Source organism: Variovorax gossypii, assembly GCF_003965815.1.
Lineage (GTDB): Bacteria > Pseudomonadota > Gammaproteobacteria > Burkholderiales > Burkholderiaceae_C > Variovorax > Variovorax gossypii.
In genome coordinates this window covers 279,776-298,269 of the sequence record NZ_RXOE01000005.1, presented here as the reverse complement: position 1 = coordinate 298,269, position 18,494 = coordinate 279,776, and the positions used below count along the sequence as shown (strand labels likewise).

At 65.3% G+C, this 18,494-nt stretch carries 19 protein-coding genes; 14 read left to right on the top strand and 5 right to left on the bottom strand.

What is annotated here, in order from left to right:
* Positions 1-4: 4 nt before the first annotated feature.
* The 10 genes from ssuD (at position 5) to EJP69_RS20150 (ending at position 10,813) form a co-directional block, all read left to right on the top strand.
* Complete coding sequence (gene ssuD / locus EJP69_RS20195; protein ID WP_126472269.1) at positions 5-1,186, top strand: FMNH2-dependent alkanesulfonate monooxygenase; 1,182 nt, start codon at positions 5-7, stop codon at positions 1,184-1,186.
* Complete coding sequence (locus EJP69_RS20190; RefSeq protein WP_126472268.1) at positions 1,183-2,373, top strand: acyl-CoA dehydrogenase family protein; 1,191 nt, start codon at positions 1,183-1,185, stop codon at positions 2,371-2,373. Before ssuD ends, EJP69_RS20190 begins: the two co-directional genes overlap by 4 nt.
* A 349-nt stretch (positions 2,374-2,722) precedes the next feature.
* On the top strand, positions 2,723-3,325 hold the full coding sequence (gene msuE / locus EJP69_RS20185) for an FMN reductase (protein ID WP_126472267.1): 603 nt from the start codon (positions 2,723-2,725) through the stop codon (positions 3,323-3,325).
* A gap of 45 nt (positions 3,326-3,370) precedes the next feature.
* Positions 3,371-4,519, top strand: coding sequence for a dimethylsulfone monooxygenase SfnG (gene sfnG / locus EJP69_RS20180; RefSeq protein ID WP_126472266.1), 1,149 nt, complete (start codon positions 3,371-3,373; stop codon positions 4,517-4,519).
* Positions 4,516-5,424 (top strand): ABC transporter ATP-binding protein, encoded by a 909-nt coding sequence (locus EJP69_RS20175; RefSeq protein WP_240652234.1) that lies wholly within the window; start codon positions 4,516-4,518, stop codon positions 5,422-5,424. Before sfnG ends, EJP69_RS20175 begins: the two co-directional genes overlap by 4 nt.
* A complete protein-coding gene (locus tag EJP69_RS20170; RefSeq protein WP_126472265.1) occupies positions 5,424-6,320 on the top strand; it encodes a branched-chain amino acid ABC transporter permease in 897 nt (298 codons plus the stop codon). Before EJP69_RS20175 ends, EJP69_RS20170 begins: the two co-directional genes overlap by 1 nt.
* Positions 6,321-6,323: 3 nt before the next feature.
* Positions 6,324-7,337 (top strand): branched-chain amino acid ABC transporter permease, encoded by a 1,014-nt coding sequence (locus tag EJP69_RS20165; RefSeq protein ID WP_126472264.1) that lies wholly within the window; start codon positions 6,324-6,326, stop codon positions 7,335-7,337.
* Positions 7,338-7,390: 53 nt separating this feature from the next.
* A complete protein-coding gene (locus EJP69_RS20160; RefSeq protein WP_126472263.1) occupies positions 7,391-8,713 on the top strand; it encodes an ABC transporter substrate-binding protein in 1,323 nt (440 codons plus the stop codon).
* Positions 8,714-8,745: 32 nt separating this feature from the next.
* Positions 8,746-10,011, top strand: a complete 1,266-nt coding sequence (locus tag EJP69_RS20155) for an SfnB family sulfur acquisition oxidoreductase (protein WP_126472262.1) — start codon at positions 8,746-8,748, stop codon at positions 10,009-10,011.
* Between the two features lies 1 nt (position 10,012).
* Positions 10,013-10,813: an ABC transporter ATP-binding protein gene (locus EJP69_RS20150; protein ID WP_126472261.1), complete on the top strand. Its 801-nt coding sequence runs from the start codon at positions 10,013-10,015 to the stop codon at positions 10,811-10,813.
* Positions 10,814-10,862: 49 nt separating this feature from the next.
* Here the strand turns inward: EJP69_RS20150 and EJP69_RS20145 are convergent, their stop codons facing one another.
* On the bottom strand, positions 10,863-11,756 hold the full coding sequence (locus EJP69_RS20145) for an SDR family oxidoreductase (protein ID WP_126472260.1): 894 nt from the start codon (positions 11,754-11,756) through the stop codon (positions 10,863-10,865).
* Positions 11,757-11,882: 126 nt separating this feature from the next.
* On the opposite strand from EJP69_RS20145, the gene EJP69_RS20140 reads away from it, so the two are divergent.
* Positions 11,883-12,404: a TetR family transcriptional regulator gene (locus tag EJP69_RS20140; protein ID WP_240652233.1), complete on the top strand. Its 522-nt coding sequence runs from the start codon at positions 11,883-11,885 to the stop codon at positions 12,402-12,404.
* A gap of 281 nt (positions 12,405-12,685) precedes the next feature.
* Here EJP69_RS20140 and EJP69_RS20135 read toward each other — a convergent pair whose 3' ends face one another.
* The 4 genes from EJP69_RS20135 to EJP69_RS20120 form a co-directional block, all read right to left on the bottom strand.
* Positions 12,686-13,054 (bottom strand): type II toxin-antitoxin system VapC family toxin, encoded by a 369-nt coding sequence (locus tag EJP69_RS20135; protein WP_240652232.1) that lies wholly within the window; start codon positions 13,052-13,054, stop codon positions 12,686-12,688.
* Positions 13,055-13,062: 8 nt separating this feature from the next.
* Positions 13,063-13,266, bottom strand: a complete 204-nt coding sequence (locus tag EJP69_RS20130) for a type II toxin-antitoxin system VapB family antitoxin (RefSeq protein ID WP_126472257.1) — start codon at positions 13,264-13,266, stop codon at positions 13,063-13,065.
* Positions 13,267-13,850: 584 nt separating this feature from the next.
* Positions 13,851-14,099: a hypothetical protein gene (locus EJP69_RS20125; RefSeq protein WP_126472256.1), complete on the bottom strand. Its 249-nt coding sequence runs from the start codon at positions 14,097-14,099 to the stop codon at positions 13,851-13,853.
* Between the two features lie 117 nt (positions 14,100-14,216).
* Positions 14,217-14,660 (bottom strand): MerR family transcriptional regulator, encoded by a 444-nt coding sequence (locus EJP69_RS20120; RefSeq protein ID WP_170217190.1) that lies wholly within the window; start codon positions 14,658-14,660, stop codon positions 14,217-14,219.
* Between the two features lie 12 nt (positions 14,661-14,672).
* Here EJP69_RS20120 and EJP69_RS20115 point away from each other — a divergent pair, with 12 nt between their 5' ends.
* From EJP69_RS20115 to EJP69_RS20105, 3 genes are all read left to right on the top strand, one after another.
* Positions 14,673-15,269, top strand: coding sequence for a glutathione S-transferase family protein (locus EJP69_RS20115; protein WP_126472254.1), 597 nt, complete (start codon positions 14,673-14,675; stop codon positions 15,267-15,269).
* Positions 15,270-15,854: 585 nt separating this feature from the next.
* The gene (locus EJP69_RS20110) at positions 15,855-16,676 is read left to right on the top strand and encodes an IclR family transcriptional regulator (protein WP_126472253.1); all 822 of its coding nucleotides are present in this window, start codon (positions 15,855-15,857) and stop codon (positions 16,674-16,676) included.
* Positions 16,677-16,881: 205 nt separating this feature from the next.
* Entirely contained in the window at positions 16,882-18,462 is a 1,581-nt protein-coding gene (locus tag EJP69_RS20105) for an AMP-binding protein (protein ID WP_240652231.1), read from the top strand.
* Positions 18,463-18,494 lie beyond the last annotated feature (32 nt).

Here is an 18,494-nt window from a genome sequence, read left to right as displayed (position 1 = left end):
CCTCATGCAACTTTTCTGGTTTCTTCCCACGCACGGCGACAGCCGCTACCTCGGCACCTCGCGCGGCGCGCGCACCGTGAGCCATCGATACCTGCGGCAAGTAGCGCAGGCCGCCGACGAACTGGGCTACGAAGGCGTGCTGATTCCGACGGGGCGTTCCTGCGAGGACTCGTGGGTGGTCGCCTCGTCGCTCGCGGCGCAGACCGAGCGACTCAAGTTCCTGGTCGCGATCCGCCCTGGCATCATTTCGCCGACGGTCTCCGCGCGCCAGGCCGCCACGCTCGACCGCTTCTCCGAAGGCCGCCTGCTCATCAACGTGGTGACCGGCGGCGACCCCGACGAACAGCACGGCGACGGCAGCTTCCTCACGCATGCCGAGCGCTACGAGGTCACCGATGAATTCCTGCGCATCTGGCGCGGCGTGGCGGCCGGTGAGACCGTGAATTTCTCGGGCAAGCACCTGCGCGTGGAGAACGCGAAGACGCTCTATCCACCCGTGCAGAAGCCCTATCCGCCACTGTGGTTCGGTGGCTCGTCGGATGCGGCGATCGCACTCGCGGGTGAGCAGGCCGACGTGTACCTCACCTGGGGCGAGCCACCGGCCGACGTGGCCGACAAGATCGCGAAGGCCCGCGCCGCGGCGGCGAAGCATGGCCGCACGCTGCGCTTCGGCATCCGGCTGCACGTGATCGTGCGCGAGACCAGCGAGGCGGCATGGCGCGCCGCCGACGAACTCATTTCCTACGTGACCGACGACACCATCGCGGCCGCGCAGAAAGCCTTCTCGCGCTTCGACTCGGTGGGCCAGCAGCGCATGGCGGCACTGCACGGCGGGCGGCGCGACAGGCTCGAGGTGTCGCCCAACCTGTGGGCGGGCGTGGGCCTGGTGCGCGGCGGTGCGGGCACGGCGCTGGTGGGCAGCCCCGAGGAGGTGGCTGCGCGCATCAAGGAATACGCCGCGCTCGGCGTGGAGACCTTCATCTTCTCGGGCTACCCGCATCTCGAAGAGGCGTACCGGGTGGCCGAGCTGCTGTTCCCGCTGCTGCCGCTCGACCATGTGCGCCCGGCTGGGCACGCCAACATCACCGGGCCCTTCGGCGAAGTCATCGCCAACGACATCGTGCCGCCGTCTTCACAGGATGTGCAGGTTGCGCAGGTGCCCGTGCGTGAGAAGGCTGCCGCATGAAGCATTTTTCCGCGGAGGCCGGCGACGAGGTCGTGCCGTGGCATGCGAGCGCGCAGCGCGTCGCGCAGGCGCTGGCGCAAACCGCCGTGGAACGCGACCAGCTCGGCGGCACGCCCAAGGCCGAGCGCGACCTGCTGCGCGACAGCGACCTGCTGATGCTCAGCGTGCCGGCCGAGTTGGGCGGTCTGGGTGCGAGCTGGCGGCAGACACTCGACGTGGTTCGCAGCTTCGCGCGTGTCGACAGCTCGGTGGCGCATCTCTTTGCCTTTCATCACCTGCTGCTCGCGACCACGCAGCTCTTCGCTCAACGCACGCAATGGCAGCCGTGGATCGAACAGACCCGCGAGCATCGCTGGTTCTGGGGCAATGCGCTGAACCCGCTCGACAAATCCACGCGCGCCGAGGCCGTCGACGGCGGGCATGTGTTCTCGGGCCGCAAGAGCTTCTGCTCGGGTGCCAGCGACTCCGACATGCTGCTCGCCTCGGCCCTCGATGCGAACGACCGCCTGCTGATCGGCGTTGTGCCCACGCGGCGCGCGGGCATCACGGTGCTCGGCGACTGGGACAACATGGGCCAGCGCCAGACCGACAGCGGCAGCGTGCTGTTCGACGGCGTGCACGTCGAGGCGAACGAGCTGCTGCTCGACCCCGGCCCGCTGTCGACGCCGTTCGCCTGCCTGCGCCCGCTGCTGGCGCAACTGATCCTCGCGAACATCTACCTGGGCCTGGGCGAGGGCGCGCTCGAGGAGGCGAGGGCGTTCACGCTGCAGCAGGGCCGGCCCTGGCTGTTCTCGACGGCATCGACCGCGAACGAAGACCCGTACGTGCTCACGCACTACGGCGATTTCTGGCTCGCGCTGCAAGGCGCCCGCCTGCTGCTCGACCAGGCGGCCGCGGCCTTCGATCAGGCATGGCTGCGCGGCACTTCGCTCGACGAGCAGGAGCGTGGCCAGGTGGCTGTTGCAGTCGCCGCCGCCAAGGTCGCGAGCACGCGTGCGAGCCTCGAGGTGGCGCACCGCATGTTCGAAGTGACGGGCGCGCGTGCCACCACCGCCGCGCTGCGCCTTGACCGTTACTGGCGCAACCTGCGCGTGCATACGCTGCACGATCCGGTGGACTACAAGGTGCGCGAGCTGGGCCAGTGGGCGCTCAACGCACGCCTGCCGCAACCCAGCTTCTATTCCTGAACTTCGCCATCGCCATGCCACGGGCCCGCGGCTTCGCGTCGCAGGCCCGTCGTGCTTTTCGGCTCCCATTTGCGCTGCTTTTGCTGCTGTATGGGAAGCAGTTTTCCCGTCGGATTGCTGCCTGGCGTTCATTCGATGCCCGCATACCGATCTGCTCCAAACGACTATGGCTGCGCAGCTGCTGGCTGATCAGCAACTCACCCGCAGCCTGCTTCCGATTCAGCATGCGCGCGAATAGCCATTTCGCTCTAACTCCTTGATTCATAAGGAAAAAGGAAGTGGCACGCCATTCGCATATATCCAGCGTGCCGCGAATCGATCGTGGCTTCCAAATAGAGGTCATATCAACATGAGTCGAAAACTGAAAGTCGTCGCCGTCTCCGGCAGCCTGCAGCGTCCCTCGCGCACGCTGGTGCTGGTCGATCAACTGCTGGCCGCGCTCGGCGACGAGATCGCCATCGATGCGCGCGTGATCTCGCTCGGCGACATCGGCCCGCAGTTCGCCGGCGTGCTCTACCGCAACCAGTTGCCTGCTGCCGTCGAAGAGAGCATCGCGGCCATCGAGTCGGCCGACCTGCTGCTGGTGGCGAGCCCGGTCTATCGTGGCTCGTACACCGGTCTCTTCAAGCACCTGTTCGACTTCGTGCATCACGAGGCGCTGACCGACAAGCCCGTGCTGCTCGCGGCCACCGGCGGCAGCGACCGCCACGCGCTGGTCATCGACCATCAGCTGCGCCCGCTCTTCAGCTTCTTCCAGGCGCTCACGCTGCCCATCGGCGTCTATGCGGTCGAGAAGGACTTCGAAGGCTACGAGATCGCCAGCCCCGCGCTGCGCGAACGCATTGCGCTGGCCGTGGCGCGTGCCGTGCCTCAACTGCGCGCGGCCTCGGTGCCCGACACACCCGCCACGCCCGCCGTTCGCAAACCAGCGCCCGTCGCGCTGGCCGCCTGAGAAGCCTTCCTCCCGATCGACCGTCCACACAGAGAGAAACCCGTCATGAGCCAACCGTCGTCCTCCACCGCCGCCCCCGTCAAGTTCGCCTACTGGGTGCCCAACGTCAGTGGCGGCCTCGTGGTCAGCACCATCGCGCAGCGCACCGACTGGAGCCTCGAATACAACCAGCGCCTCGCTGTCGCGGCCGAGAAGGCCGGCTTCGAGTACGCGCTGAGCCAGATCCGCTTCACGGCCGGCTACGGCGCGGAGTACCAGCACGAGTCGGTGTCCTTCAGCCAGGCACTGCTGCATGCCACCACGAAGCTCAAGGTGCTCGCCGCCATCCTGCCCGGGCCGTGGAACCCTGCGGTGGTGGCCAAGCAGATCGCCACCATCGACCACATCTCCAACGGCCGCATCGCCATCAACGTGGTCAGCGGCTGGTTCAAGGGCGAGTTCCAGGCCATCGGCGAGCCGTGGCTCGAACACGACGAGCGCTACCGCCGCTCCAACGAGTTCATCCGCGCGCTCAAGGGCATCTGGACGCAGGACAACTTCACCTTCAAGGGCGACTTCTACCGCTTCAGCGACTACACGTTGAGCCCGAAGCCGGTGCAGAAGCCGCACCCCGAGATCTTCCAGGGCGGCAGCTCGCGCGCCGCGCGCGACAACGCGGCCAGCGTGTCGGACTGGTACTTCACCAACGGCAACACGCCCGAGGGCCTGAAGGCGCAGATCGACGACATCCAGGCCAAGGCGGCGCAGAACGGCCACACGGTGCGCATCGGCGTGAACGCCTTCGTCATCGCCCGCGACACCGAAGAAGAAGCCAGGGCGGTGCTGGCGGACATCATCGAGCACGCCCATGTCGAGGCGGTGCATGCCTTCGGCGACGCGGTGAAGCAGGCCGGCAAGGCGTCGCCCGAAGGCGAGGGCAACTGGGCCAAGTCGACCTTCGAAGACCTGGTGCAGTACAACGACGGCTTTCGCACCGACCTCATCGGCACGCCGCAGCAGATCGCCGAGCGCATCGTGGCGCTCAAGGCCATCGGCGTTGACCTGATCCTGACGGGCTTCCTGCACTTCATCGAGGAGGTGGAGTACTTCGGCGAGAAGGTCCTGCCGCTGGTGCGCAAGCTCGAAGCGGAGCAGGCCGCGCGTGCAGGCCAGGCCGGCAACGCCGGCAAGGCGGCGCTGGAAGCCGTGGCTTGAGCCTCGCCGTGATGCCCGATCTTTTCTTCGAGGCGGGACCGATCCCTCTGGGCGTCGACCCGGTGGCCTTCGTGCCGGCGGGGCGCACGGCGCCGGTCGGAGAACACGCCGCGACGTCGGCCGCGCTACGGCTGGAGGGCATAGAACTGTCCTTCGGCGGCGTCACCGCGCTGTCGGGTGTGGACCTGTCGATCGCGAAGGGGGAGATCCGTGCCGTCATCGGCCCCAACGGCGCGGGCAAGAGTTCGCTGGTCAACGTCATCAGCGGGCTGTACCGGCCCGACCGCGGGCGCGTGTGGATCGGCGGGCGCAGCTTCGGCCACGTGCCGACCGCGCGGCTGGCCCGGCTGGGCGTCGCGCGCACCTTCCAGAACCTGGCGCTCTTCAAGGGCCTGAGCGTGCGCGACAACATCGTGCTCGGGCGCGTCGATGCGGCGCGCTCCACCTTCGTCGAGCAGCTCGTCGGGCTGGGCCGCGCACGCCGAGAACGCGAGGATGCGCGCGCGCGGGCCGACGCGATCATCGGTTTTCTCGGGCTGGGCGCCGTGAGCGAGCGGCTCGCGGGCACGCTGGCCTATGGCCTGCAAAAGCGCGTCGAACTGGCGCGTGCGCTGGTGGCATCACCGCAACTGCTGCTGCTCGACGAGCCGATGGCCGGCATGACCGTCACCGAGAAAAGAGAGATGGCGCATTTCGTGCGCGCCGCGCGCGACGAATTCGGCACCACCATCCTGTTGATCGAGCACGACATCGGCGTGGTGCTGGGCCTCTCGGACCGCGTGGCCGTGTTCGACCACGGCCGCAAGATCGCCGACGGCACGCCCGCCGAGGTGCGCGGCGACCGGGCTGTGATCGACGCCTACCTGGGCGTAGCCCACGACGACGACACCGGGGGGCAGGCCTGATGGACGGCTTCGATCTCGGCTTCTTCGCAGAAGTGCTCGTCGGCGGCCTGCTTTCGGGCGTGATGTATTCGCTGGTGGCCATCGGCTTCGTGCTGATCTACAAGACATCGGGGGTGCTCAACTTCGCGCAGGGTGCGCAGCTGCTGTTTGCGGCACTCACCTTCGTGAGCCTGGTCGAGCGCGGCGTGCCCTTCGCGCTTGCCCTCGTGCTGACCTTCGCTCTCATGGTGGCGCTGGGGCTGGTCATCGAGCGCACCGTTCTGCGTCCGCTGGTGAACCAGCCGCCGATCACGCTGTTCATGGCGACGCTGGGCCTGTCTTACGTGATCGAGGGCGTGGCGCAGCTGGTGTGGGGCACGCAGGTGCATGCGCTGGAGCTCGGCATCGCGGACGAGCCGCTGGAGTTCCTGGGCATCATGGTTTCGACCTTCGACCTGTTCGCTGCCGCCACGGCCGGCGTGATGGTTGCGCTGCTCTCGGCCTTCTTCCGCTACACCCGCGTGGGCCTGGCTTTCCGCGCGGTGGCGGACGACACCTATGCGGCTATCGCGGTCGGTCTGCGGCTGCCGCGCATCTGGGCCACGGTTTGGGCCGCAGCCGGCGTCATCGCGCTAGTGGCCGGCCTGCTGTGGGGCGCGCGGCTGGGCGTACAGTTCTCGCTCTCGCTCGTGGTGCTGAAGGCATTGCCGGTGCTGGTGTTGGGCGGGTTCGACTCGATCCTCGGCGCAATCGTCGGCGGGCTGGTGATCGGCGCGCTAGAGAAGTTGGCCGAGGTGTATATCGGGCCCTTCGTGGGCGGCGGCATCGAGAGCTGGTTCGCCTATGTCGCGGCGCTGGCCTTCCTGTTGATCCGGCCGAGCGGGCTGTTCGGTCAGAAACTGGTGGAGCGTGCCTGAGCCATGCGTACCGTTTCCGTGCCCCCATGGACCTGGCCGCTGGCCGTGCTCGTCATCGCTTTCGGCATCGTGCCGTTCGTCGCGTCCGGCTATGTGTTCGATGCGCTGCTGATCCCGTTTCTCGCGCTGTCGCTCGCGGCTGTCGGGCTCAACCTGCTGACCGGCTATGCGGGTCAGCTTTCGCTGGGTACGGCCGCCTTCATGGCGGTCGGCGCCTTCGCCGCCTACAACTTCAACCTGCGGGTGGAGGGGCTGCCGCTGCTGGCGAGCATCGGGCTCGCGGGCCTCGCCGCAACCGTCGTCGGGCTGGTGTTCGGCTTGCCGAGCCTGCGGCTGCGCGGCTTCTACCTGGCGGTGTCGACGCTGGCCGCGCAGTTCTTCGTGCAATGGGCGCTGACCAAGTTCAGCTGGCTCAGCAACGACAACCCTTCGGGCGTGATCGACGCGCCGGCGCTCGAGGTGGCGGGGTTCGTGTTCGACACGCCCGTACGACGCTACGTCTTCTCGCTGGCCGTGGTGACGGTGCTCACCCTGCTGGCATGGCGGCTGGTGCGCACGCAGACGGGCCACCACTTCATCGCCGTGCGCGACAACGAGCTGGCGGCGCGCGTGATCGGCGTGCCGGTGCTGCGCACCAAGCTGCTGGCGTTCGCGGTGTCGTCGTTCATCGTCGGCGTGGCGGGCGTGCTGTGGGGCTTCGTCTACCTGCGCACGGTGGAGCCGGCGGGCTTCAACCTCGACCGCTCGTTCCAGATTCTCTTCATCGTGATCATCGGCGGGCTCGCGACGATCCGCGGGGCCTTCCTCGGCGCCGCGCTGATCGTGGTGTTTCCGCTGCTGCTCTCGCGTGCGGGCAGTTTCCTGCTCGGCGGCTGGTTCGATTCGGGCGTGCTCGACATGAGCCAGCGCATCGTGCTCGGCGCGCTGATCATTTTTTTCCTCGTCGTGGAGCCGCAGGGGCTGGCTGCCCTCTGGGACCGCGCGCGCAAGCGGTTCGCGGGCCCCTCTCCAGCCTGAGCGCACGACACCTTTCCTTTTTCCTTCGCATCCCAAGAGTCTTCATCACCACCATGTCCTTCATCAAGCATCTGAAAACCGCGGCTGTGGCCGTCACCCTGGCCGCGAGCGTCCTGCAGTTCGCGCATGCCGATGGCAACGAGCAGTTCTTCCCGCTGCAGAGCTATCGCGTCGGCCCCTATGCGGCGGGCGGCACGGGCTTCTTCGGCGGCTTCATCGACTACCTGAACCTGGTGAACACGCGCGATGGCGGCGTGGGCGGCGTCAAGCTGACCTGGGAGGAGGGCGAGACGCAGTACGAGGTGGAGCGCGGCGTGGAGGTGTACGAGCGCCTCAAGCAGCGCCCCGGCATCGCGACCTGGAACCCGCTGTCAGTCGGCATCGCCTATGCGCTGATCGACCGCGTAACGGCCGACAAGGTGCCGCTGCTCACCATCAACCACGGCCGCACCGACACCACCGACGGCCGCGTGTTCAAGTACATCTTCCCGCTGCTGCTCAACCCGTACAGCGAGACCTCCGGCATCGTGAACTACATCGCGGGCAAGGAGGGCGGCGCCGACAAGCTCAAGGGCAAGAAGATCGTGGTGCTGTACCACGGCTCGCCCTACGGCAAGGAGACCATCCCGATCTACGAGCTGCTGGCGAAGAAATACGGCTTCGCGCTGCAGCAGATCGAGGTGCCGCACCCGGGCAACGAGCAGCAGTCACAGTGGCTCGCCATCCGCCGCGCCAAGCCCGACTACGTGGTGCTGCGCGGTTGGGGCGTGATGAACCCGGTGGCGCTCAAGACGGCGCAGAAGACAGGTTTTCCGGTCGACCACATTGTGGGCAACGTCTGGTCCAACTCCGAGGAAGACGTGATTCCCGCGGGCGACGCGGCCAAGGGCTACGTGGCCATCACCACCGTGGCGGCGGGTGCCCAGTACCCGGTGCTGCAGGAGATCACCAAGACCGTCTACGGCGCGGGCAAGGGCAACCTGCAGGACCCGAAGCGCATCGGCAGCGTGTATCACAACCTCGGCGTGCTCAACGGCATCCTGAACGTGGAGGCCATCCGCATCGCGCAAGCCAAGTTCGGCAAGCGCACGCTCACCGGCGACGAGGTCCGCTGGGGCCTGGAGAACCTGAAGATCGACGAGGCGCGCGCCGCCGCGCTCGGCGCCAAGGGGTTGTTCCACTCGATCAATGTGACCTGGGACAACCACGAGGGCGATGGCCGCGTGGCCTTCCAGCAATGGGACGGCAGCAAGTGGAACGTGGTGTCCGACTGGATCGCGCCCGACTGGAAGCTGCTGCGGCCGATCATCGAGAAGTCTTCGCTGGCCTATGCCAAGGAGAAGAACGTGAAGGTGCGCAAGAGCATCGACGACTGAAGCCCGCGTACGAATTCCAGAAAGGCAACACCATGTCCGCTGTTCTCCAATCCCACGCGGCCGGATCGGCTGCCGCCGCCGCGAACGATGCCGTGCCCGGCTTTCCGCTATCCGACACGCCTGCGCACGTGATCCGCGACGACGCCGAGGCCATTGCCGTGGCGCACGCGCTGGCCGCGAAGCTGATCGTCGGCGCCTCCGAGCGCGACCGCCTGCGCCGCTGGCCGGTCGAGGAGATCGACGCCTATTCGCAGAGCGGTCTCTGGGCCATCAACGTGCCCAAGGCCTTCGGCGGGGCCGAGGTGTCGTATGCCACGCTGGCCGAGGTGATCGCGATCATCTCGGCGGCGGACCCATCTCTTGGGCAGATCACGCAGAACCACCTGGGCTTCGTCGCGGCGGTGCGCACGGTGTCCGACGCCGCGCAGCAGAAGCTCTTCTTCTCCGACTTCCTGCGCGGCGTGCGTTGGGGCAATGCGTTCTCGGAGTCGGGCTCCAGGCGCGCGGCCGACTTCGAGACACGCTTCACCGACGCGGGCGACCATGTGGTGGTGACCGGCAAGAAGTTCTACTCGACCGGTGCTTTGCTCGCGCACTACGTGCCCATCGTGGCCAACGACGAGCAGGGAAGGACCTGGTACGTGGTGGCCGAGCGCAATGCGCCGGGCCTCACCGTGATCGACGACTGGTCGGCCTTCGGCCAGCGCACCACGCTCAGCGGCACGGTGGTCATCGACCGCGTGAAGGTACCGAAGACACACCTGATCCCGGCCTACAAGGGCTACGACGCGCCGTCGGCCGACGGCGCCATCTTCCAGATCATCCAGGCGGCGGTCGACGTGGGCATCGCGCGCGGCGCCATCGCGGAGACGGTTGATTTCATCCGCACCAAGACGCGCCCGTGGATCGACAGCCAGCGCGACCATGCGTGGGAAGACCCGTACTCGATCCAGGCGGTGGGCGACCTGCAGATCCGCCTGCATGCGAGCGAGGCCCTGCTGGAGCGCGCGGGCCGCGCCATCGACCGTGCCGTGGCCGCGCCCGACGCCGAGAGTGTGGCGGCGGCGCAAGTCGCGACGGCCGAGGCCAAGGTGCTTTCCACCGAGATCGCGATCCTGGCGACCAACAAGCTCTTCGAACTGGCGGGCACGCGCTCGACGCTGGGCCAGTACAACCTCGACCGCCACTGGCGCAATGCGCGCACGCACACGCTGCACGACCCGGTGCGCTGGAAGTACGCCATCGTCGGCAACTACTTCCTCAACGGCGTGAAGCCGCCTTTCCACGCCTGGAGCTGAGGTGACGGCCCCTTTGCTACGCATCGAGGCCGTCGAGGCGGCGTACCAGAGCTCCATCGTCGCGCTCCATGGTGTGAGCCTCGACGTGCGTCCCGGCGAGATCCACGCGCTGCTCGGTGCCAACGGCACGGGCAAGTCGACCACGCTCAAGGCGGTGTCGAACCTGCTGCCGGCCGAGCGCGGCCAGGTGACGGCAGGGCGCATCGTCTTCGACGGGCACGACACGGGCCGAACCAGCCCTGCCGACCTGCTTCGGCTGGGCCTGGTCCAGGTGCTGGAAGGGCGGCACTGCTTTCGTTCGCTGACGGTGGAGGAGAACCTGCTGACCGGTGCGCTCGGCCGTGATGCGCGGCGCTCCGAGATCGCCGGAGACCTCGCCCGGGTCTACGCGATCTTTCCGAAGCTGAAGGACCGGTGCGGCACGCTCGCCGGCCTGAGCTCGGGCGGCGAGCAGCAGATGACGGCCATCGGCCGTGCGCTGATGTCGCGGCCACGGCTGCTGGTGCTCGACGAACCCTCGATGGGGCTCGCGCCGCTGGTGGTGCGCGACATCTTCGAGCAGCTGCGGCGGCTCAACCGGGAGGAGGGCTTGTCGATCCTCGTGGCCGAGCAGAACTCCACCGTGGCGCTGCAGTACGCCGACCGTGCGACGGTGCTCGATGCCGGCGTGGCGGTGCTTGGCGGCGATGCGCAGACCCTGCGGCAGCGCGCGGACATCCAGGCCTTCTATTTCGGGGAGGGCGTCGCCAGCAGCGCTCTTGTCGATGAGGTGGCCGTTGCATCACCGCACGAGGGCGCATAGCGGCGCCATCCAGGGCAAGGCCACGACGCCGCCTGTCGTCCGGTTCGCCTCAGGTGCCCGGGTAGTGGCCGGCCACGATGTCTTCGAGCAGCGTCGTATGCGACGGCGCCCAGTTCAGCAGCTCGCGCGTTCCTGTACTCGAAGCAGGAGCGTCGGCGCCGAAGAACATGCCGATCCAGCCGAAGTGCTCGGCCGCACGGTCTGACGGAATCGATTCCACCGGAACACCCAGGGACTGGCCGAGCGCAGCGGCAATGTCGCGCGCGGCGATGGCCTCCTCGGCGACGGCGTGCAGCACGGTACCGGGCTTTGCCTTGTCGACCGCCAGTTGCACCAGCTTCGCGGCATCGAGCCGATGGACGGCAGACCAGCGGTTCTGGCCGGCCCCGAGATACGCAGAGACGCCTTTGGTCCGAGCTGTTTTTGCCAGCGTCGCAACAAAGCCGTGGTCGCCTCCGGCACCATGGACCGTCGGCGCAAAGCGCACCACGAGCGAGCGGACTCCGCGTTCGGCCAGGCCGAGCGTGTAAGCCGCATTTCCGACGCGAGGGTGAACCGCCGAGTCCGCCATGTCGGCCTCGAGGCCGATCCGCCCAGGTGCGAGACCCAGCGTGCCCGAGGCGATCAGCAAAGGGCCACCGGTGCCCTGCAGCACATCGGCGAAGGCGTCGATGGCCGCACGATCGGCCCGCGCCGCGTCAGCCATCTGCGAGAAATCGTGCTTGTACGCGAGGTGTACGACGCCGTCTGCCTGGGCTGCTGCAGCGCGCAGGCTGGCCAGATCGTCGAGCGAGCCGTGGATCGCCTCGGCGCCGAGGCCCCGGATCCTGGCCGCGGCCTCGTCATTGCGGGCAAGGCCGAGCACGTGGTGCCCGGCGGCGATGAGTTCGGTAACGCTGGCTGAACCGATCCAGCCAGAGGCCCCGGTCACGAGAATTCGCATGCGCACGTCCTTTGATGTCATTGAGTGACATAATTGTAGGCCTATGATGTCACTTTGTGTCAACACTGCGAGGATGCGATGGGTCGATGGGAGCCTGATGGCGAGGGCCGCCTCCGAATGGCGGCCATGGAACTGTTCGCGGAGGTCGGCTACGAGCAGGCGACCGTCGCCGCCATCGCGGAGCGCGCGGGACTCACTTCGCGCACGTTCTTCCGCTACTTCACCGACAAGCGCGAGGTGCTTTTCAGCGGTTCGGAAGTGCTGCAGGAATCGATGGTGGCGGCGCTCCGCGGTGCTCCGACGGATGCGACGGCCATGGAAGCGATGGCTTTTGCGCTGCAGGCGCCCGCCGACTTCTTCGACGAGGATCGCCGCGACTTTGCCCGCGTGCGTGCCTCGGTGATCGCCGCCACCGGCGAACTGCACGAGCGAGAGCTCATCAAGTTGTCAAGGCTGTCGGCGGCAATGGCAGAGGCCTTGCGCGCAAGAGGATTCGGCGAGCCCGACGCGAGCCTGGTGGCGGAGGCGGGCATCGCGGTCTTCCGCGTTGCGTTCGCACAGTGGGTGGGGCTCGCCGAGCGGCGCACCTATGGCGACATCGTCGGTGCACTGCTGGTGCGGCTGAAGACGCTGGCCGCGGTTCATTGAGGTCCGGCAGGGCTGCCCCAAGCCGGCCACGCGGCGCCGGACCTCCATCGGAACAGGCCTCACAGGATTGCCTATTTCTGCTCACGCAGGCTGTATTTCGGCTTGATTGATCCACGCCGTGGATTGGGCTTTGAGGAACTCAATGGCAACCCCGCCAGCAGAGCGACACAGCACAACCTTGCAGCGCAGCGCGCCAAGTAGCCATGAACTGGAAGCCACTTGTATCCGAGTGCGCGAAGCTGGTCACGACTGGCGGCATCGGATCAAGCTGTGCAGGGAAACTAATGGATAGGGGGGCGGTATGTCACCCCAAAACGCTGAGCCAGATCACCAAGCCGCCGATCGAGCGTCCACAACTCAGCACCCGGTGTCATGAGCGTTGAGGCCAGGAGAGACAGGTCCACGAGTCCACATCCCAAGCCAAACAGCCGCTCCTGCTCAATGAAGGCGAGCACCTCCCGCAAATTGGCTTGCGGCATCTGTTGCAGGCGTCCTAAATCCCGAAGGGTCTGTGTGCGTGATGGAGGAGTACCGCACGCGAGTTCTCCAAGCACCATCGGATGCATCATCACTCGATCCATTCCAAGGAGACTCACCAAGCCGGTGTTATGCGCGCGGAAATGGTCGACCCAAACGGAGGTGTCGACCAAGATGGGCGTCACGAGTTCACGTCCTCGCGACGACGGGGAATGTCGCGAATTTCGGGCGCACGTGCGCCCAACGCAGCGAGGCGCTTGGCCGCTTGAACCCTAACGAACGTTTTCACTGCTTCCCTGAAAAGATCCGCCTTGTCCATGCTCGGATCTGCAACTTCAAGTGCTTCGTTGTAGAGGGCGTCCTCGATGGTGACAGTAGTTCTCATGGCAGGCCATCATCAATATTGATGCATTATAGCATCAATAGTATCTTCAGCCGATCTGTGTTCCGGGCACCCGAGGCAGTGCCCCGGTCTGAAACGGTTCCTTGATTAGGAGAATCCTCGACAGATATGCGGTCCCACGAAACGATAGTTGGCGGGACTGCGGCGAGGCTTTCCTTTGGGAAATCGATTTCAGATGCTTTCCGAAGAAACGATCGATGAAACGATTTTGAGCAGGGCTTTAATATTTAACATAAGATATATTATATAAATTCTTGACATCATTGCCGGACTCGTAGATGGTGACCAGCCGGACTTTGCCCTCGGGGCTAACCTGGGCCCGCCGCGCGGGAACAACAAATTGCTGACACCTTTGACAACAAGTTCAAGACAACCGAACAACATGTGCCAGACACCCGCGAAGGCTGAACAACAAGTTCGAGGCAGCCGCGCCAAGAAATACCCGCGGGAAACAACATACTCAAGACAGTCGCGATAAGAAATGAACGGCCGGCGCTTCGTTTCGGCGCCCCGAGATCGATCAGCCCGATCGCGGACATCTCGTTCTTTTCGTTGAGCGCCACGTGCTACCGAAGCCCTGCACGGGCCAGTTCTTGCTCTGCGCAAAGTCTGGCTTCCTGTTCCTTCAATAGATCCGCGAGCGCCCGTTGCGTCGCTGACCGCTCTTGTTCAGTTTCCGACAGCAGGCGCTTCTCTCGTTCTGCCGCTTCGAGTTTCATCTTTCTCGCATCCTCCGTTCTTTGGGCTTCCTCTTTGCCAAGAGAACGGCGCTGTCCTTCTTGTTCAGCATTGGCTTGCGCGAGTCGATACTTCAAGCGCTGCACTTCCCGTTCGCTCTCGTGTTGTCGGCGCGAAACTCCCGACCTGCGGACGGAACTGGGCAAGCCGACGCGTACCCAGGCATGCGGCCGTCAGCGATCCTGCGGCATCTCCTAGCCCATTCGGGTCACCGTCGACTCCAGTTCCTCGCAGCCGTCGGCCTCGTATTTCGCGAGCAGCACGGAGATCTCGCTGCGAACCCGACGCAGATCCTCGATCTGGGCATCGATCCGCTCGGCCACCGCGGACAGCCGCGCATGGGCCCGCTGATAGTTCACCCCTTCGGTATCGATCGCGTTGAGCACGCTGACCATTTCGTCGAGCCGGAAGCCGAGGGATTGCGCCGGCTTGATGAAGCGGATCCGTTCGACGGTCGCCCTGCTGAACTCGCGGTATCCGCCCGCGCTGCGTCCCTGGGCGTGCAGCAGTCCCAGCCGTTCGTAGTACCGCACGGTATCCACGCCTACCTCGCCCAGGCGCGCGATCTCGCCGATCTTCAAAAAGGTGTTGACTCTGGAGTCAACACCCGGGTTTAGCCTTGGGTCCATGATCACCATTCTCTTCACACCATGTGCACCGTACTCTACGTTTCTCCCCTCTCCGCCAACAGCTACCGCGCGAAGCTGGTCCTGGACCTGCTGGGCGTCTCGCACGAGACAAGGAAGGTCGACCTCCGAACGGGCGAGCATCGCAGGCAGCCGTTCCTTTCGCTGAACCCGTTAGGCCATGTGCCCGTGCTGGACGAGGATGGCCGGATCATTCGCGACAGTCACGCGATCGTCTTCCATGTCGCGCAGCGGCATGGCAAGCCATGGCTGCCGGACGCGGTGCACGCCGAGATACTGCAATGGCTGTTCTTCGATGCGACGGAGCTGCACCACGGGATCGGGTTGGCGCGCAATCAGCTCCACTTCGGTATCCCCACGAACCTGGAGGCCGCGCAGTCGCGAGCCACCAAGGCCATGGGCGTGCTGGAGGCACGGCTGAAAGCCCACGACTGGCTGGTCGGCGACTCGCCGACGCTGGCGGATCTCGCGTGCTATCCGTTCGTTTCGATCCGCGATCAGGCGGGAATCCATGGAGCGTGGCCTGCCCTGGAGGCCTGGTCGCGGCGCATCGAAGCGCTCCCGGGCTTCCGGTCGATGCCACACGCCATGGACAGCTGAACGCCCTGTATCGGAGCACGACCCGCAACAGGCGGCCTCGCAGGTCCCCCCGATGCGCTTGTTCAAGACGCCCGCGAAGGCCTAACAACAAGTTCGAGATAGCCGCGTTAAGAAGCGCCTGCGGGAAACAACGTACTCGAGGCAGTCGAGATAAGAAACGAGCGTCTCAGGTCCAGTCCTGCGGCGACAAAAATGCGGTGGACGCATTGCTGCGCGAGGGAGAGTCGGCCATCCGCCACTACCTTCTCGCCAAGCCTTCGCTTTTAAGGCATTGATCCAACATCGCACATGGCTGCCATTGTTGAAACGGGTCCGTCAGCAGGATCCGCAACTCGTCGTCTACCTCGCCCCATCGCGAATGCATCTCTCGCAGATCGCGCTGTGACTATCCTCGATCTCCAAGTTGAGGTGATCGAACGCAAGGGGCATGAGCAATACCCCGAAACGGGATGCTGAACGCCATTCGTTCCTTATACTCATCAGTAAGCGACTAGCCTGTATGCCCTCTTGCCTGGGCCTACAGATCTCCATTTCATTCGGTGCTCCGTCACCGCGACGCCATTCAATTCTCGCCAGTCGAGCTCCGTGGAACCCTCTCAGATCTCTCCTGCTTCCCGGAACCAAGCCCTGCGGGCCACCGGTGCCGATCAAGGTGAGCCCGACACGCGTCTGTTCGTCGGCTCGATGGAAAAGGGGATGCGCGTGCTCGAGCTGTTTAACGAGCATCCCATGCCACTGTCGATCGGTGACATCGCCGACAGGACCGAGATGGGGCGCAGCGCAGCGCAGCGCTACGTATACACATTGCACCAACTCGGCTATCTGAACAAGGACGCGGAGTCGAAGAAGTACTTCCCCTCCCTGAAGCTAATCGGTCTGGTGCGTGGCCTGCATCGCCATCGGTCGCAAAGGGACCTTGCCTATCCGTTGTTGCAGGCGCTGGCCGCCGAAACACTCGAAACGGTGTCGTGGGTTGAACTCGACGGCGAGGACGTGGTGGTAGTGCAGAACATTCCGGGAGGCCACATCACGGCCGTCAACCTGCCAGTCGGCAGCCGCTTTCCGGCCCTCACTTCGTCTTCCGGGCAGGTGCTGCTGTCGCTTGCGCCCGAGACGCAGTTGTCGACCATGCTCGACGCGCTGGCGCCTGCTGTGCGTGCACGCTTCGGTACGCGCAGCCGAGACGAAGTGCTCGCCATCTTCCGCAAGGCGGCAAAGGACGGCTACTCGTTCACCGAGAAGAACTTCGCGGAGGACGGCGTTTCCGTCTCTGTTCCGGTCACCGACTCCGGGCGCATCGTGGCAGCCATCAATGTCTCGACTGTGCATGCGCGCTTCGATCTCAAGAAGGTGCGTCAACTGATCCTGCCCAAGCTTGAGCAGGTGGCGCGCGAAGCGTCAATCTGAATTTTCGGTTCCTCCGACTCCTTGATTTCCAGCCGCCTTCTGCGGTCGTCTGCGCTCGCCTATCCGGGGCGAGTGCACGTGTCTACGTAGAGCTCCTTGTTGACAACGGCGTGACAACGCTACATCCTTGAGTCTAGAAATTGCAAAACGATTTTTGTAATCGAATGGCAATTTATTTGGTCGAATCACTTTCATCGGAAAGAGGATGTCTCTACAGATCGAAATTCCGGCGCAGGCTGTTGCGATGAATGAGGTCGGCGACGAAACAATCGGCGCACTCTTGGCTCGTCGCGCGCATCAGCATCCTCACGAAACCTATTGCACCTTTCAGGGCGAACGAATCAGCCTCGGCCAGTTGGACCGCAGGGTCAACCAGGTCGCGGCAATGCTCAGAGCGCGGGGGCTGACGCGCCGCGATCGCGTCGCAGTCATGCTGCCCAGCCATCCAGAGCACCTCTATCTGATATTCGCGCTGGCGCGGCTGGGCATGGTTAGAGTGCCGATCAATGTGCATTTGATTGGCGCGCCGCTGGAGCACCTGCTCACGGAACTCGAGCCGAAGGCGCTCATTGCTGACGTTGCCTACAAACCTGCGCTCGAGGGCCTCGGGATGCGCCTGCCGCTTGTCATCTGGCGCAACGGAACGGACGACCAGTTCGACAGCTTCGCCGCCTGCGCCGAAGACGCCGTGTCGCCCGAGGTGCACGCCGACGACGTTATCGCACTGAGCCCCAGTTCGGGCACCACAGGCGCACCCAAGGGCGTACTGAAGACAGATCGCCACTTGCGCGCGGGTCCGACTGCGGTGCTTCGGCTCACCGGTGCCGGCCCTGGTGACGTCTTCCTGTTCTGGGAAGCGCTTCATCATGGTTCCGGCGTGGCCGTAGCTATCGCGGCGCTTATCGGCGGCTTCCAGCTTGCAATGCTGGAGCGCTTCAGCGCATCGAGGTTCTGGGACGACGCGCGGCGGCACAGGGCCACGCATATCCACTACCTGGGCAGCGTGCTGCCGATGCTTCTGAAGCAACCGGCGCGCTCGGACGACCGTCAGCACGCCGTGCGCATCGCCTGGGGCGGCGGTTGCCCCTCCCATGTTTGGCATGCGTTCGCCGAGCGTTTTGGCGTCGAGATGCGGGAGGGTTACGGACTGTCCGAGCTCATCACCTTCGTGACTGCCAATGTCGATGGCACGCCGGGCTCCATCGGCAAGCCGCTGTCCTGCTACGAGATCTCGCTGCTCGACGATGAAAGCCGACCGGTAGCCGAAGGGATCAACGGCGAGATCGCGATACGTGCCAGGGATGCGCGCCTGGGCTTCATTGGCTACTTCAGGAACCCGCAGGCCGATGCCGCCGCGCGCCGAGGCGACTTTTTCATGACCGGTGACCTCGCGCATGCCGACGCCGAGGGCAACCTCTTCTATGCCGGGCGCAAGAAGGACATGCTGCGCCGTAGGGGCGTCAACATCTCCGCATGGGACGTGGAGCGTGTCTTCGCGCAGCACGAGGCCGTGGCCGAAGTAGCGCTCGTGGGTGTACCCAGCGAGCTCGGCGAGGATGAACTGAAGCTCTTCGTACGTGCACGCGACGGCGTGCGAATCGATCCCATGGCTCTGATCCAGTGGTCGAGCCAGCGTCTTCCCTACTTCCAGATCCCGCGCTACATCGAGTTCATCGACGCGTTCCCGAAAACGCCCACGCAGAGGATTCAGAAGAAGGAGCTCTCCCGCCATGTGGCCGGCGTATGGGATCTCGACGCTACCGACTTCCGGCCGGCCGGGCGCTGATGCGTGGAGGCGGCGCTTTCTTCTGTTCCTCC